Origin of the sequence: Dactylosporangium sp. CA-092794 (genome assembly GCF_050948465.1) — a bacterium.
Classification (GTDB): Bacteria; Actinomycetota; Actinomycetes; order Mycobacteriales; family Micromonosporaceae; genus Dactylosporangium.
Genome location: NZ_CP192044.1, coordinates 2,636,679 through 2,652,520, shown reverse-complemented (window position 1 = coordinate 2,652,520; position 15,842 = coordinate 2,636,679). Strand labels below are relative to the sequence as shown.

General features: G+C 75.3%; 8 protein-coding genes. 1 reads left to right on the top strand and 7 read right to left on the bottom strand.

What is annotated here, in order from left to right; translation table 11 throughout:
* Positions 1-2 precede the first annotated feature (2 nt).
* Both ACQPXD_RS11655 and ACQPXD_RS11650 read right to left on the bottom strand, forming a co-directional pair.
* Positions 3-884: an alpha/beta fold hydrolase gene (locus tag ACQPXD_RS11655; RefSeq protein WP_432843810.1), complete on the bottom strand. Its 882-nt coding sequence runs from the start codon at positions 882-884 to the stop codon at positions 3-5.
* A 157-nt stretch (positions 885-1,041) separates the two neighbouring features.
* Positions 1,042-6,261 (bottom strand): diguanylate cyclase, encoded by a 5,220-nt coding sequence (locus ACQPXD_RS11650; RefSeq protein ID WP_432837585.1) that lies wholly within the window; start codon positions 6,259-6,261, stop codon positions 1,042-1,044.
* Positions 6,262-6,614: 353 nt separating this feature from the next.
* On the opposite strand from ACQPXD_RS11650, the gene ACQPXD_RS11645 reads away from it, so the two are divergent.
* Entirely contained in the window at positions 6,615-7,220 is a 606-nt protein-coding gene (locus tag ACQPXD_RS11645) for a hypothetical protein (RefSeq protein ID WP_432837583.1), read from the top strand.
* A 4-nt stretch (positions 7,221-7,224) separates the two neighbouring features.
* Here the strand turns inward: ACQPXD_RS11645 and ACQPXD_RS11640 are convergent, their stop codons facing one another.
* Genes ACQPXD_RS11640 through ACQPXD_RS11620 form a run of 5 tightly spaced genes read right to left on the bottom strand, consistent with a single transcriptional unit; the run spans position 7,225 to position 15,810 of the window.
* Positions 7,225-8,505, bottom strand: coding sequence for a hypothetical protein (locus ACQPXD_RS11640; RefSeq protein ID WP_432837581.1), 1,281 nt, complete (start codon positions 8,503-8,505; stop codon positions 7,225-7,227).
* Positions 8,502-9,524 carry a thiopeptide-type bacteriocin biosynthesis protein gene (locus ACQPXD_RS11635; RefSeq protein WP_432837579.1) on the bottom strand — a complete coding sequence of 341 codons (1,023 nt, stop codon included), beginning with the start codon at positions 9,522-9,524 and terminating at the stop codon, positions 8,502-8,504. Before ACQPXD_RS11635 ends, ACQPXD_RS11640 begins: the two co-directional genes overlap by 4 nt.
* A complete protein-coding gene (locus tag ACQPXD_RS11630) occupies positions 9,521-12,280 on the bottom strand; it encodes a lantibiotic dehydratase (RefSeq protein WP_432837577.1) in 2,760 nt (919 codons plus the stop codon). Before ACQPXD_RS11630 ends, ACQPXD_RS11635 begins: the two co-directional genes overlap by 4 nt.
* 29 nt (positions 12,281-12,309) lie before the next feature.
* Entirely contained in the window at positions 12,310-13,926 is a 1,617-nt protein-coding gene (locus ACQPXD_RS11625; protein WP_432837575.1) for a nitroreductase family protein, read from the bottom strand.
* Between the two features lie 27 nt (positions 13,927-13,953).
* Complete coding sequence (locus ACQPXD_RS11620) at positions 13,954-15,810, bottom strand: TOMM precursor leader peptide-binding protein (RefSeq protein ID WP_432837573.1); 1,857 nt, start codon at positions 15,808-15,810, stop codon at positions 13,954-13,956.
* Positions 15,811-15,842: the final 32 nt, after the last annotated feature.

Here is a 15,842-nt window from a genome sequence, read left to right as displayed (position 1 = left end):
CGTCAGGGACGGCGGTCCCCCGCACTCCGGCGCGGCCCGTCGCCGGAGTGCACCGGGCCGCTGGCCAGCCAGGACAGGATCTCCGGCAGCACTTCCAGCGCGCCGAAGTGGGCCGTGCGCAGTTGCACCCGGACCTCGGCATGCGGAATCTGCCGGGCGAGCCAGCGGGTGTGGCCGGCCGGCGAGAAGTTGTCCTCGGCCCCGTGCCAGAGCAGGACCGGCCCGGTGATGTCGGCGAAGTCGAAGCCCCAGTCCTTGCCGAAGGCGAGCACGTCGTCGACCCAGCCATACGGCCCGCACCGCAGCGCCTCACGGTAGGAGTGCAGCAGCTGGCGCCGGATCGGCAGCCCGCGGACCACGCGCTTGTCCGCCTCGGTCATCTGGTCGCGCAGGAAGTCGAGAAACCAATCCGGGTCGTCCGCCGTGCGGCGCGCCCGCTCGTGCAGTTGCTCGGTCAGCGCGACGAGATCGGCCTCCGCGGTGGTGTACTCCTGCACATTGCCGTCGGTCATCCCGTCATACCAGTCCAGCCCCTCGGCGTTGGCGGGCGCGAGGCCGACCAGCGCGGCGGTGCGGGTGACCCGGTCCGGCATCCGCGCGGCGCACGCCAGCGCGTGCGGAGCCCCGCCGGATCGTCCGACGACCGCGAACCGGTCGAGCCCAAGCGCGTCGGCGATCGCCCGGACGTCGTCGGCCGCGTCCGCGACGCTGCGCCCCGGATGACGCGACGATCCGCCGTAGCCGGGACGATCGTAGGAGATGAGCCGGATCCCGAGCATATAGAGCTTGTCGGAGCGCGGCCGGGGGCCGGAACGACTGCCGGGCGTGCCGTGCAGCAGGAACACGGGAATGCCGGTTTCCGCGCTCGAGACGGCAACGAGCAGTCGGCGGCCGTCGTTGGTGTGGATCTCGTGCTGACCGGGTTCGATACTCGAACTGTACCGACCGCACGCCAGCGACGCACCCGCCCTCCGCCCGTGGAGGGCCCTCGGCCTCATCGGCAAGCACAGGGCGGCGTCGTGAGCCGCTGTCGCGCCGCGGTCATCGGGTGGCAACGCGGTCCCGGCCGTTCTGCTTCGCCTCGTAGAGCGCCTTGTCGGCGCGGGCGAGCGTGTCCTCGACGTTGCGGTCGGCGGCGTGCCGTTGGGTGCAGCCCGCGCTCATGGTCACGCGCAGCGGACCGGCGCGCGTCGCGACGGGCGTCGCCGTGACGAGGTGCCGGAGTCGTTCGGCGACCTCCGCCGTTTCGGCGGCGGTCGTCCGCGGCAGCCACAGCGCGAACTCCTCGCCGCCGTGCCGGCCGAGCACGTCGCCGTGGCGGAGCGCGCGGCGCAGCCGGGCGGCGACCTCGCGGATGACGTCGTCGCCGGCGGCGTGGCCGTGGGTGTCGTTGACGCGTTTGAAGTGGTCGATGTCGAGCATCACGGCCGCGCTGGGCTCATCGTCGCCGGCCGCGGCGAACAGCTCGTCGCTGAGCTCGAAGAACGTCCGGCGGTTGTACAGCCCGGTCAGCGGATCGGTGCTCGCCAGCCGCCGGACCTGGCGGTACAGCAGCGCGTTGTCGTGGGCGACCATGCCCTGTTCGGCGAGGGCGACCGCGACGCGCAGCCGCCCGTCGTCGTAGGGCTCGCCGGCGGAGAGCAGCAGGAGCAGCCCGACGCGGTGCTGCCGGCCCGCCAGCGGGATCGCCAGCCAGGCGCGCGCCGCCGGCAGCAGCGCCACGACGGGCGCGTCCGGCGTCTCGACCGCGCCGTGACCCGGAGAGTCGAACAGGTCGAGCAGGTCCAGCGCCGCGGGGTCGGCGACCGGCCGCGCGCCGGGCGTGGCGGTGCTCGTGCAGGTGCCGTCGTCGTGCAGCACGACGCCGAGATCCGCGCCGATCGTCCGGACCAGGGTGGCGAGCAGCCTGGCGGTCACCGCCTGCGGGTCCAGCGTCTCGCTGACCTCGGCCATCGAGGTCCGCATGATGTCGGCCAGCTCGCTGCGGCGCTCGGCCGTGCGGACGGTCAGCTCCAGCTGGGCCGCCTGCGCGGTCACCATCGACGCCGCGATCTGGTTGGTGATGGTGGTGAGGATGTCGACGTCGTCGGCGGTGAACACGCCCTTCGCCACGCGGCTGTCGAGGTACACGGCGCCGAGGAGCTCCCCCTGCAGCTGCAGCGGCGCGACCATGACGCTGCGCAGGCCGTGGGTGACGACGCTGTGCGAGCCGAGCGCCACGCCGTGCTCGCCGCTGGTGACCACGACCGCCTCGCCGCTCTGCCGCACCTGCTCGACGAAGGTCGAGCCGTAGCTGGTCAGCTCGTCGAGGTCGGTGCGCCGCGGGCCCCGGCCGAGGTGGGGAACGAGGCGGCCGGTGGCGGGGTCGGGCACGAACAGGATCGCCCGTTCCGCGGCGAAGATGCCGATGGTCTCGTCCAGCGCGACCCGGGCGAGCTGGTCCACGTCGAGGACGGTCGCGGCCGCGACGCTGATCTGCTGGACCGCCGCCAGCCGCCGGGCGGCCGGGCCGGCGACCGGCGAGCTGGTCCGGCCGGCCCCGGCGGTCCGGGCGGCATGGGCGGGACTGCCGGTCTCGGCGATGCGGAACTCGGCCCGCAGGGCCCGGGCCCGGTGTTCCAGGCCCAGCTGGGTGGCCAGGCGCAGCGCCTGCCCGGCCTGGCGGTCGGCCTCGGCCCGATGACCGAGGCCGTTGAGGACCCGCGCCCGGATCGTCGCCGCCTCGCAGCTCAGCAGCGGCAGGTCGAGCGTTTGCCCGAGCAGCTCGGCGCGGGCCAGACGGCGCAGGGCGCGGCGGGGAGCGCCGGTGAGCCGGAGGTACTCCGCGCAGACGACGTGGTGGTAGGCGCGCAATGCCGGGCCGCCCCTGGCCCGGCGGAGGGTCCGCAACGCCCACCGGGCCGAGCGGGCCAGGGCCGGCCGGTCCCCGGGCTCCGCCGAGCGCAGCGACGCGAGCAGGCCGCGGGCCAGTTCCAGCCAGAGCTGGCGCTGGATGACCCAGACCTTGCGCGGCGTGAGGCGCAGCCGCCGGACCTGCGCGACGACGGACCGGATGTCATGGCCCTCGTCGCCGTAGTGCGCCGCCGTGTGCGCGGCCGCCACCACCAGGTTGAGCCGCTGCGACGGGTCGTCGCGCTCCTGCTCGACCGTGTCGCGCATCTCGGCGAGCCGCCGCTCGAGCAGCGCCCGGTTGCCGGCGCACGCCGCGACCAGCACGCCGAGCGTCGCCACCGGATTGCGCGGCGTCGCCACGGCGGCGTCCATCCGGGCCCGGGCGCGCTCGTACCAGTGCGACGCCTCGTGCGCGTACCCCCGGAACATGAGAATCGCACCGAGGGCCGACACGGCGAACTGGTAGTGCCCCAGCTCCAGCCAGCGCCCGTGCTCCTGCAGCACCGAGCGGAGCGCGGCGCCGGAGGACGGCCCGATCCGGCGGATCCCGTCGGTGGCCATGGCCTCGGCCCACGCCACGTATGCCCGCAGCCCGGGATCGCCGGTGAGCTCGGCGCTCGCGGCGGCCCGGGCGAAGCATCGCCGCGCCCGCCGGCGGGCTCCGCCGTAACCGGCGACCATGCCGTATCCGGTCTGCAGCCGGACGTATTGCGGCCCGGGACCGACCCGGTTCACCACGTACCCGGAACGCAGCAGCAGGCACAGGGACAGCAGCGGCCGCATGGCCACGCCGGCGCCGAGCGAGCCGATGTCGAACAGTGCCGCCTGCGTGCGGAAGCGGTCGAGATCCGGCCCGCTCGCGATCCCGCGGCGCCGGCCGACGATGCCCAGGAGCACGAACCACAGCGTCGATCCGAGCAGCAGCAGGCGGTTGGCGGGCAGGCGGTGGCCGGCCTCGGCGAGCGCCTGGCGGACCGTCTCGACCGAGTCGTTGGCCGCGAAGTCGTGCTGCTGGGCCTCGGCGACGAGGCCGAGGATCTCGGCCCGGCGGAATGGGTCCGGCTCGATCGAGGCCGCGGTCGCGAGGCTCTCCCGGGCCGCGGCCAGCCCGCCGGTGCGCAGCCGGGCCAGGCCGACCGCCCGGTGGTATGCGCTGTCCAGCATGACGTCGCCGCGCTGCGCCGCGTCGGCGGCCAGGTCGAGATACTCCAGGGCCCGGGCCGGCGCCTGCTCGGCCATCGCCGTGCGCGCCGCGGCGAGGCAGGCCCGGTACATCCGGTCGGGCCGCTCGTCGCGGTCGCCCCGGGCGTAGTGCGCGGCGATCACGTACCACTGGTCCGGTTCCACGGGCCCGGCGCCGTCCAGCGCCGTGGCGACGCGCTGATGCAGGGCGCGGATCTCCGCCGCGTCCCGGTCGGCGAGAATCGCGTCGCTGACCCGGACGTGGAGGAACGCGTAGGTGCCGCCGTCACGCTCGAGAATGCCGCGGGACACGGCGTCCTCGACCGCGCTCACCGCCTCGGCCGGCCCGACGCCGCCGGCCTCGGCGAGCAGTCCGGGCCGGAACGGGGCGCCGATCACGGCGGCGGCGACCAGCAGCCGGCGGCTCGCGGCGGGCAGCGCGCCGACCCGGCCGACGATCAGGTCCAGCACGTCCGCGGGCAGGGCGAGGCGATCGAGCGCCCGCTCGTCGAGCAGCCAGCTGCCCCACGCCGGGCGGATGACACACGCGTCGAGCATGGCGCGGAGGTACTCCAGGACCGCGAACGGGTTGCCCTCGCTGCGGTTCGTCAGCTGCGTGCCGAGCCGGGCCGCGACCGGGGTGCCGCCGAGCTGGGTGGAGGCCAGCTCCACGACCTGTGACTCGGCCAGCGGTCGCAGCCGGATGCGGGTGTCGTGGGCGGAGGCGGCCGGGTCGTCCGGCTCGGTGGTGAGCAGCAGCAGCGGAGCACCGCGCGGCGCGGACGCCAGCTCGCGCAGCACGCGGGCGCTGCCGCCGTCGAGCCACTGGGCGTCGTCGACGTAGAGCAGCAGGCCGCCCTCGGCCCGGGCGAGGTCGCCGAGGAACGCGGTGACGGCCGTGCCGAGCTGCTCCTGGCGGTCCTCGTCGGTGAGCCGCGGCGCGTGCAGGACGTCGGCCAGCGCCGGCGACAGCAGCTGCAGGACCGCGGCCGAGGTCCCGGCCGCCGTCCGCAGCCGGCGGATCGCGTCGTCGCGCTCGGCCGCCGGCAGCCGGTCCAGGCCCCGGACGTGCCGCTCGAGCGCCGTGCGGATCGGGGCCAGCGGCGGCGCCCCGGGCGTGCACGGCAGCTCCAGCACGGTCCGGCCGCCGCCGCGGACCCGGTCGGCCAGTTCGTCGGCGAGGCGGGTCTTGCCGATGCCGGACGGGCCGACCAGCCGGACGGCGGTGCCGCTGCCCAGCCGGGCCTGATGCCACAGCGCCTCCAGCCGGGCCAGCTCGGCCTGCCGTCCGACGAGCGGGCGGCGCGCGGGGCCGGCCGTGACGGCGGAGCCGGCGGACAGCGCGTACCGCGCGCCGAGCAGCGCCCGCAGATCCTTGGCGAGGGCTTCCCCGTCCTGGTACCGGTCGTCGGGGTCCTTCGCCAGCAGCCGGCCGACGATGGCGGCCAGCTCGGGCGGTACCTCGGGCCGCAGCGCCGGCACGTCCGGCGGCGGCGCGACCGCGTGCAGCCGGATCAGCTCCCCCACGTCGGGCGCCTCGAACGGGCGGCGGCCGGTCAGGCACTCGAAGAGCACCACGCCGAGCGCGTACAGGTCGGCGCGCCCGTCGACGGTCCGGGCGAGCATGGCGGTCTGCTCCGGCGCGGCGTATGCGAACGTGCCCGCCGTCTCGTCCCCGGCCGCCCGGTAGGTGTGCACGGCGAGCCCGAAGTCGACCAGCATCGGCCGGCCGCCCGAGTCCACCATCACGTTCTGCGGCGTGACGTCACGGTGCACGACCCCGACCCGGTGCGCCGCCGCCAGCGCCCCCGCCAGATCGGCGGCCAGCCGGATCGCGTGCGGCACCGGCAGCGGACCGGCGTCGAGGACATCGGCGAGCGGGCGCCCGTGCAGCAGCTCCAGGACCAGGTACGGCCGGCCGCCGGCGGTACCGACCTCGTACACCCGGCCGACGCACGGATGCGACACGCAGGCCAGCAGGCCGGCCTCGCGCCGGATCGCCCGCGACACCTCCTCGTGCTCGCCGACGTCGCCGCGCAGGACCTTCAGCGCATAGTCGGCGCCGTCGCGGCGGGCGCGGTAGACGACCGCGTGGGCCCCCCGCCCGATCTCGCCCAGGACCTCCAGGCCGGCGACATGCACCGCGCCCCGGGCGACCGCCGAGGCCCGAGCCGACCCGCCGACCATCGCCACCTCCGCGTCCCCGCCGCGGAGGGTGCGCGACGACGGCCCGCGCACCCGGCCACGGCTGTCTCACCGCCTCCAGTCGGCAGCCGCGGCGCCGACCTGAGGCGAATGCCCCGGCGGAGCGACCGGAAGTCTCCGGGATCGTGGCAAACCCGTGGTGCGGACGCGGTACCGCGCATGATCACGAAGACATGCGTCCGGGCCGGACGGGTCTACCCGGTTGGCTCCGGGGCAAACACCGGCCCGGCCGTCGCGCCGGGCCGTTGGCCGGACGTCGCCGCTCGTTTGGTTCCGCTCGGCCGGGGAAGCGGGACCGCCATCGGACGCACCGCTCTTTCTCTATCGGGGGACATATGTTGCAGACGTTGGAGTCGGACAACCACGCGATCGCCCAGGCCGTGCACGACGTGGGTTCGGCGCTGTGGTTCGGCGGCACGGTCATGGGGGTGACCGGCGTGAACAAGTCCGGCAGCGACCTGGAGCAGGGCATCGACCGGATCAGGGTGGCCGAGTCGGCCTGGGTTCGCTTCAGCCCCCTGCAGTGGGCCGGCGTCGCCGCCACCACGCTGGCCGGGCTGCAGCTGACCCGCACGAGCGGCCGGCGGCTGGCCTTGCAGAAGGGCTTCGCCCCGGTCGGGGCGGCGAAGGCCGGCATCACCGTCCTCGGCGCCGCCGCCACGGCGTACGCCGCGTACTGCGGCATGCGGATCGGCAAGGCCGCCGAGCAGGCCGCCGCGCGGGGCGACCGCATCGAGGTGCAGGACGCCACCGCGCCGACCCCGGCAACGCCACCGGAGATCGCGAAGTGGCAGCGCCGCCAGCGGGTGACGCAGGTCGCGGTGCCCGTGCTGGCCGGCGCCAACATCGTCTGCGGCTCGTACCTGGCGCAGTCCTACCGCGCCGGCGCGGCGACGAAGGGCGTGCTGCGCCGGCTGCTGCCCGGCCGCCGGGCGCGGTAAGGCGCTAGGGCCGGCGACGGGTCTCGTCGCCGGCCTCGCCGGATTCGCGCAGCGCCCGCTTGCGGGCCCGGCGCCGGTTGAGGAACACGATCAGCGCCGCGACCAGGACCGCCTCGGTGCTCAGCAGCGCCACCGCGCCGACCGGGCCGATCCAGCGGTTGAGGCTCCAGTACCACACCCCGACGATGCCGCACAGCATCGCGCCGAACAGTGCGAACATGGCCAGCCCGTAGACGCCGTAGGCCCACCGGTCCGCGCGGCGGTAGGCACCGACGCCGCGCTGGCGCAGCACGGCGCCCCAGAAGCGGTAGGCCTCGCGGCGCAGGTCGGCCATGCCGATCGCGTGGTTGAGCATGAAGTAGCCGTCCAGCCGCAGCAGCGGCAGCAGGTTGAGGCCGGCCGTCAGCATGCCGTACAGCAGCAGCGAGCCGGCGAGGGCGTGCCCGTGCGTGCCGGGGGTGCTCAGCTTCCAGGCGGCGGCGAAGGGCACCAGCGCGAGGAGGTTGACGAACACGCCGGCGAAGGCGGTGTAGACCCGGTGGCGGCGCTTGGCGAACAGCACCACGTCGTCGGTTTTGCAGTACGGCGTGATGAGCGGGAACCGCCACATCAGGCCCATCTCGGTGACCGCTCCCCCGAACCGCCGGCTGGTCAGCCCGTGCGCCGCCTCGTGCAGCGCGACGACCAGCCAGGTGGTCGTGAACGAGACGATCGCCAGGGGGTGCCCCACGTTCATCCGGGACGCGGCGTACAGCGCCGGCAGGTCGGCCAGGCCGATCCCGACCGCGAGGGCCGCGGCCAGCAACGCCGGCAGGACGAACCACGGCGAGTAGATCGCGCCGGCGCGCGCGGCCAGCCACCGCAGGAACGGGTCCGGGTCGACCAGCGGGATGCGGGCGTAGAGCAGGCGCCACCGGCCCGACCGGCGCTCCCGCTGCGCCTTGGCCTTGAGCTCGTCGAGCCCGGCCTCCGCGCCGCCGGTGAGCAGCTGCCGGGTCCGCAGCAGCTGGAACAGGCTGTCCCAGTGCGCCGGGGTGAGCCGGCGGCCGAACCGGTCGGCGTAGGCCTGCTCGATCTCCTCGCGGCTGTGCCGCCCGTCGAGCCGGGAGGCGAGGAAGAACTCCCGGCTGCCGAGGCGGTAGTACCAGCCGGTGCGCGGGTCCTTCAGGTAGTGCACGACCGTGTCGCCCTGCCGCAGCGGCGCGCCCAGCACGATGTCCGGCCGCAGCCGCTGGTCCCAGTCGCCCGCTTCGGGAACCGCCTCGGTGACGGTCGCCTCGGTCACGCCGCCACCTCCGCCTCGACGGGCCGCAGGGCCAGGGTCATCAGATAGGACAGGTAGGTCTCGTCCAGGATGCTGGCGCCCAGCCGGTTGTTGGTCATGTGGACGTACGAGCTGAGCAGCACGGTGAACGCGACGTCGAGGTCGTGGACCACGGTCGGCTCGGCGTCGGGCCCGCGGCGGAACACCAGCTGCCCGGCCTCCGCCAGCTTCACGACCTCGGCCCGCAGCTCGATCGCGTGGTCGATCCAGCCGCGCTCGACCGCGGTCAGCCGGCCCGCCCCCGGATCGGCCGCGCCCGCGCCCAGCCGGGACAGGTGGTGGCCCAGCTCGCTGCCGATCCGGGCGAAGTTGGCGTCGAAGCGGTCCTGCATGGCGTCGCCGGGCTCGCCGAAGGACGCCTGCCAGAAGGCGCGGTAGCTGGTGAAGAAGTCCGCGACCCGGGGCGGCTCGCGCAGGAACGCGAAGCACAGCGCGGCGCTCATCTGCGCGGACGTGCCCAGCAGCACCGACCGGACGTGGGTGTTGGTCGTGGCCAGCAGCCGCAGCACGAGGTCGCTCGAGGCCTCGAAGTTCCACTCGGCGAGCTCGATGCCGGCCGGCCCGCCGTAGCGGTCGTACTCCGGCTCGTAGGCCATCTCGTGCACCGAGTTGTTGGCGCGGAACGGCATGCCGGACTCGCCGTACTCCTGCTCCCAGCGCTCCTCGCCGTACTCGGCGACGTAGAGCCGGCGGTACACGTCGCCGCTGTTCGCGGTGGACGCGTCGTAGAGCGCCGGGCGGCGCTTGAGGAAGGCCGCGATCGCCTCCTGCGCGACCGTGCGCACCTCGGCCGCGACGGCCTCGCTCGCGGGCAGGAGCCGCAGCCGGATGTGCGGCCCCTCCACCCAGTAGCGGATGAAGAACCAGCGCCGCAGCAGCCCGCGCTCCCGCAGCCGGGCCACCAGCGGCGCGACGCACTGCAGCAGCAGCGGGTCGGCGTTGCTGGCGTAGTAGATGTGCAGGCCGATCCAGTCGGTCATCGTTCCTCCCGGGCTGCGTCGTGTGCTGCGTTGAAGGCCAGGATCAGCTCGCTGACGTGGGCCGAGCCGTTCTCGGTCAGGGCCTGCTCGTGGTGGTCGGGCAGCATCTCGGTGAACACCAGCCGGCGGCCGGCCGCGCGGGCCACCGAGGCGAGCAGGTTGACCGAGAAGTAGCTGTCGAAGTCGACGTACAGCGGCTTGTTGGCGCCGATCCCGGGGCCGCCCGCGGTCTCGGCGGCCGCCTTGACCACCCGGCCGCCGGCGCCGTCCAGCGTGGCGAAGACCCGCCGGGGCAGGCCGTGTTGGCGCCGCCAGCGCGCCCACTCCAGCACCACGGCGCTGCCGTCGGCGTCGCCGGCCGGGGCCGGCAGGCAGGCCGGGTGCGCCTTCCACATCCGCCGCTGCAGGACCGCGTCGCGGTAGCGGATGCGGGGGTAGGCGACGATGCCCTCGCCGGGCAGCGGCACGTCGGTGCCGGCCCACAGGTCCATCGCGGCCAGCCCGGTCGGCGAGAACGTGAGCAGCACCTGCTGCACCTCGGGCAGGGCCAGGGGCAGCAGGAAGCCCAGGTACACCGGCACGACCTCGACCCCGAGCCGCGCCGAGCGCAGCACCAGGCGGTCCTGGTCCGGGTCGTCGTGCAGGACCAGGTCGTCGATCGGGATCTGCTGGGCCGCGGGGCGGGTGCTGATGTCGCCGGGGCAGACCAGCTCGTAGGGGGTGACCGCCGGGTGCAGGTTGAGGTTGCTGGCCTCGTAGCCGCCCTTGAGCTCGGCCAGGACGACGCCGTCGGGCTGCGCCGCGGTCAGCGCGTGCTCCAGCAGCCCGGCGCCGGCACCGGTCAGGCAGTCCTCGAACCGGGACAGCATGAGCGCCGGGCCGGTGAAGCCCCGGTTGACCACGGCCAGCGGGGTGGGTCGGCGGGCGACCTGCACGAAGAACCCGTGCGCCTCGACCGGGCCGAGGGTGCCGGGCACCCGCTCGGCGACCCGGTCGACGAAGTCGTCGTCGAGGACGAGCTCCTCGGCGCCGGCGGGCAACGCCCGGTAGGCCTCGTTGACCAGGCGCGCGGCCAGTTCCCGCGCGTCGTCGAGCGCGTCGACCTCGCTCAGGTGGAAGGTGTTGGCCTGGCGGACGTAGCGGTTGTCGGCGTCGAACGGGCGGCGGCGCATCTGGGTGCGCACGAAGTGGTCGAAGAAGTCGTCGCGGTACTCGTGCGCGAAGGTGAGCAGGTCGTCGCAGCGGCCGCCGGCGCCGTACCGGGCGCGGAAGTACCCCTTCGTCACGAGCCGGCGGGCGATGGAGATGTCGAAGACGGGCAGGATCGTCGCGACCCGCGCCAGGTCGCCGACCATGCCGGCCCAGGCGCCCCGATCGGCCAGCACCCGCCCGGGCAGCGCCACGTCCTCGTAGACGAGCGTGCCGGGCGGGCTCACCTCGGGCCGGTCGAGGTCGGCATGGGCCGCGGCCAGCTCGTCGCCGACCGCGTCGAGCAGCCGCCGCCGGTCGTCCAGGTCGCCGCCGGGATAGGCGGCGAGGTGACCGTCCACGGTGTCCAGCCGGTCGGCGAGCGTCTCCGCCCAGGGCCGGCCGAGCGCCCGCACGCCGGCGCGGAACCGGGCGAGCGGGTCCGGGTCGTGGATGTCGACCCGCAGCGACGGCGCGACGAGCACCCCCAGCCGGATCAGGTGGTGCAGGTACTCCTCGACGTCGCGCGGCGCCCGGTCGTCCGGGTCGGCGGCGACCAGCGCGGCGGCGACCTCCCGCAGCGGCCGGGTCCGACCGCCGGCGAGCAGCTCGGTCAGCTCGTGCAGGACGGGGCTGGAGGGCAGGTGGAAGAGGTTCTCCTGGACCAGGTCCAGCTCGACCGGGCCGCTGGCGCCCACCGCGACCTGCCGCCGCCGCAGGTACGACGTGCGCTCGGCGCCGGGGCGCAGCCCGGTGACGAGCCGGACGGGCAGCTCGGCGCGCAGGTCGTCGCGGCCGAGCACGACGCCGGCCAGCCGGACCAGGGCGGCCATGTTGAGCCGGACGTGGTGGTGACGGCCGGGCCCGTCCCGGTGCAGGCGCAGCAGCCCGCCGGCCCCTTCGCCGGCGAACTCGCCGCCGCAGACCGTGGTGAAGGTGGCGAACGGGCTCGTCTTCGTCGACGCCCGGTAGGCGTACTCGACCAGCGAGCGCTCCATCCGCCGGCCCCGCTTGTCCAGCCGGTCGCCGGACCGGTCCAGGTATCCGGGCAGCTGGCGGTCGAGGACCCGGGACGACAGCAGCAGGCCGTGGCGCAGCTCAACGGTCGTGGCGAGCGCGCGCAGCGCCGCCTGGCGGGTGCGCAGCTCGGCCTCGAACACGGCCGGGCCGGCGGCGAGCCGCTCGTCATGCGCCTCGCGGGCGGCCAGCCAGTCCTCGTAGTCGGCCAGCACCTCCGGGGCCGCCTCGGCGAGCACCGCCCGCGCGGCGGCCGGGTCCCGGGGCGGCCGGCCGTTGAACACGTCCCGCCGCAGCTTGATCAGCCGGGCCCGGCCCTCGGCGGGATCCGGCAGCGACCCGATCGTGACGGCCAGCCGGTCGGCGATGCGCACGCCGCGCCCGCGCAGGTCCTCCTCCGCCTCGATCAGCCGGGCGGCCCAGGCGGCGGTGTCCGGGAAGGCCAGCGACTCGGCCGCCGCCAGGGGCAGGCCTCCGACGCGGACCAGGAACCGGCCGGGCGTGGCCAGCCGGGCCCGGGGGGCTCGCGGTTGGGTTGCGGTGATGGTCATCTGGTCCTCCAGCGAGGGGTCGGAAAAGTTCAGCCGGCCGGCGGCGCGACCGGGGAGTCGATCGCGCCGACGGTGGCGCGGTCCTGGCCGAGCAGGAGGAACAGCACGCTGTGGTGGCCGGTGCCGGTCAGCTCCAGCGCGTCGTCGATCACCTCGTTGTCGAAGCCGAGCACCGCGCCGCAGCCCACGCCCAGCGCCGCCGCGGCGACGTAGGCCAGCTGCGCGGCCGCGCCCGCCTCGGCGTTGACCAGCCGGTAGCCGCGGGGCCCGTAGTGCTCGAGCGCCGCGTCGAGCGGGGCCGAGATGGCCACGACGGCGCCGGCCTGGGCGAGGTTGTAGTTGGTGAGGAAGTACGCCCGCTGCAGGGTGGCGGCCATCGGCGCCACCCGGATCTGCCGGAGGCGCCGGCCCGCCGGATCGTAGGCGTACGCGCCGGCCGGGACACCGTCGACCTCGTTCACGAGCACGTGCAGGCCGGTGCGCGGCGGCCCGCCGAGATCGTCCGGCAGGTCGCCGGCCGTGGCGGCGGCGCCCAGCACGCCGCCCAGATCGGCCGCGGTGAGCCGGTCCTGCAGCCCGAACCGGCCGAAGCTGGACCGGCGGCGGCGCAGCGCGACGGTCAGGTCGGTCTCCCACCGCCCCGCCGGCAGCTCGGGCAGGACCACACCGTCCACAGTGGACGCGATGTCGGCCGGCGCCGGCGGTGCGGGCGGTCGCGGCTCCTCGTGCACCAGCATCGAGCGGTGCACGGCGGTCACCCGGTCGAGCCGCAGCACCCGCCGGGACCGCTCGAAGGCGACCGCGGCCACCTCCCCGGCCGGATCCGGTGCGGTGCGCGCGGGCCCGTCCGGGGCCTGCAGCGGCACCACGGCCAGCGCGCTCTCCTCGTCGGTGGCCAGGCCCAGCTCGGCGTTGACGGCCTCGTCGGCGAACCAGAGCACGGGCCGCAGCCGCCGGCCGAGCCCGCGGGCGATGAGGTGCCAGGAACCGAGCAGCGCGCCGAGGTCCTGGGTCACCACGTGCACGCAGAAGTCGTGGTACTTGAACGCGTTCTTCCAGAACCGGGTGGTCACCACGAGGAACTGGCCGGCCCGGGCCGCGCCCGGGTCGCCGAGGCACGCGGCGCGCACCGCGTCGACGCGGTCGCCGGTGGCGAGCCGCTGCCACCCGCGGTGTCCGGTGTGGAAGTGGTACACCCCGGGCCGCACGGCCGCGCCGGCGCCCGCCACCCAGTAGATCTCCAAGGGGTACATGCCGCCGCCGGACGCGGTCGCCCGGCCCCAGACGGCACCCGGGTAGTGCACCCGGTTGTGCAGGTCCTGGTTCCAGTTGGCGGCGAGCCGGCGGTCCTGGACGCCGTAGGCGAGGCCGGCCAGCGCGGAGATCGCGTCGGCCGTCCACGGTGGACCGTCGACGTCCGGCCCGGCGGCGAGCAGCCCCGGCAGCGTGCCGAGTGGCCCGCCGGTCCAGCCCGGCGCGGCCAGCCGGGGCACGGCCGGGTAGGTCTTGTACTTCGAGGGGGCGTCGTCCCAGTCGGGGGCGAAGTCGGCGGGTGCCATCGGGTTCCGCCCCCGGGTGAAGACCGCCCGCACGTAGTCGCGCACGGTCCGCGCCGCCGAGTCCGCGGTCGTGTCAACAGTCATCATGCTCACCTCGTCTGCGTTGCACGGTCGTCACGGGAACGGATGCGGGTGCGGGTGCGGGGACCGCCCGGCCAGCCGGGCGAGCAGCCGGGGGTGGTGCGGGGCGCGCTGGCGGGCCCAGCCGAAGTCGATCGGCAGGAGGCCGGGCGCGATCACCGCGGTCGTGTGGACGCCCGCGCGGTGCTGCTCCGGGCAGGTCTGGTCCACGACGATGACGTCGCTGCCCAGCCGTACCACCTGGTCGACCAGCATCCGCAGGTCGTCGGTCAGGTCGTCGGTCACCGGCCGGTCGCGCCGCCAGCCGGCATACAGGTCGTCCACCGTCGCCAGCGGCGGGTCGTCGAAGAGGAAGGCGGCGTGCGCCGCCATCTCCGGCAGCCCGTAGAGCAGGGCGTGATGGGGCAGCTCGGTCACCCGGCGGTAGTCCGCCGCCATCGCGCGCGCGTCGTCCACGCTCGCCGCGACCCGCTCGGGGAAGCCGGCCACGTAGGACGCCGTCTCGCACAGCGCGGCGCGGATCGCCTCCTCCGGCTCGAGCCCGCTGCCGGCCGCGAAGCACAGCATCCCGATCCCGGGCTCCCGGCGCACGCCGACCGCCAGCACCGCCGGCACGGGCAGGTCGGCCCGCAGGTCGAAGAGGCGGACGTCGTAGCCGAGCAGGCCGACCCGCTCGTGCATGAATTGCACGTCGGGGCTGCGGACGGAGCGGATGTCGATCTCGGGCAGGGTCTGCGCCGAGAACCAGGCGAGCAGGAACGCGTCGCGCTCGACGAGCTCGAGCAGCCCGTGCAGGACAGCCTCCTCCGGGCAGCTGCCGCTGGCGCAGCCGTTGGAGCACTCCTGCACGAAGTTGTCGTGGCCGGGCCGCCGGTCGAGGTAGTACACCAGTTGCTCGGGGACCAGCAGCGGCCGCTCGTCGCGCAGCGACCAGCCCCACACCCAGTGCATCGGCAGTTCCTCGTCGAACGGCCGGTAGTGCGCCCGGCCGGCGTAGAACTCGGGCCGGTAGACGCCGCAGTCGCGGGGATCCAGCGCCTGTCCGGCGAGGTTCGCGTAGCTGTCGAAGACGTCCACCGTCCGGGCGCGGGGCTGCTGGCCGGCGTACCGCTCCAGGCCCTCCAGGATGCCGAGGCGTTCGCTGGCCGCGTAGCTGCCGGCGTGCCCGCTCCACCACACGTCGTGCAGGTTGTACTTGCTCTGCACCTGGAACCGGCCGCTCACCGGCGCGGTGGCGCCGAGCTGGTAGGCGCGCATGGCCGACGTGCCGAGGGCGCCGCAGGCCGGGTCGACGTAGCCGTCGAGGAGGTATTCGTCCACGGAACGCAGCCGGTGCCGGTCGGGTGCCGGTTTGGGGCGCGGGGCCGGCTTGAGGGCGGCCCCCGCGGGAGTGTCCGGCCGCGGCGTGGCGCAGGCCGGGCACAGCGAGTCGGCCAGCAGGGTGTGCCGGCGTACCGCCGCCGAGTCCAGCCCGACCTCGTAGACGGCGGCCGCGTCGGGCGCGGCCGGCGGGCTGCTGACCAGGTGGCGCACCACCTGCCAGACCCGCTCCAGGGCGGTGGGCAGCGGGGGGATCGCGCCGGCGCCCCCGGCGGTGCCCCGGTGCATCGCGTGGCGTTCCTCGGCCGGGCGCAGCTCCTGCCAGCGCCGCTCGAAGCAGCGCGCGCAGGGCCGGGTGCCGAACGGTCCGATGTAGACGGTCCGGCCGTAGACGCGCACGGGTACCGCCGCCGTCCGCGCCGGTGCCGGCGCGGACGGCGCCAGGTTGTCCCGCAGGCCGAGGTGGCCGACATCGGCGGTGACCGGGAGGGCGAGCCCGGCGAACCGCTCGGACAGGTACTCGGCGACGGTGCCGGCGGGGTCGGGAAGGTGCTCGGTGCTGGCGTACATGTCACCTGATCCTGTGGCGAGGGCGGGCACCC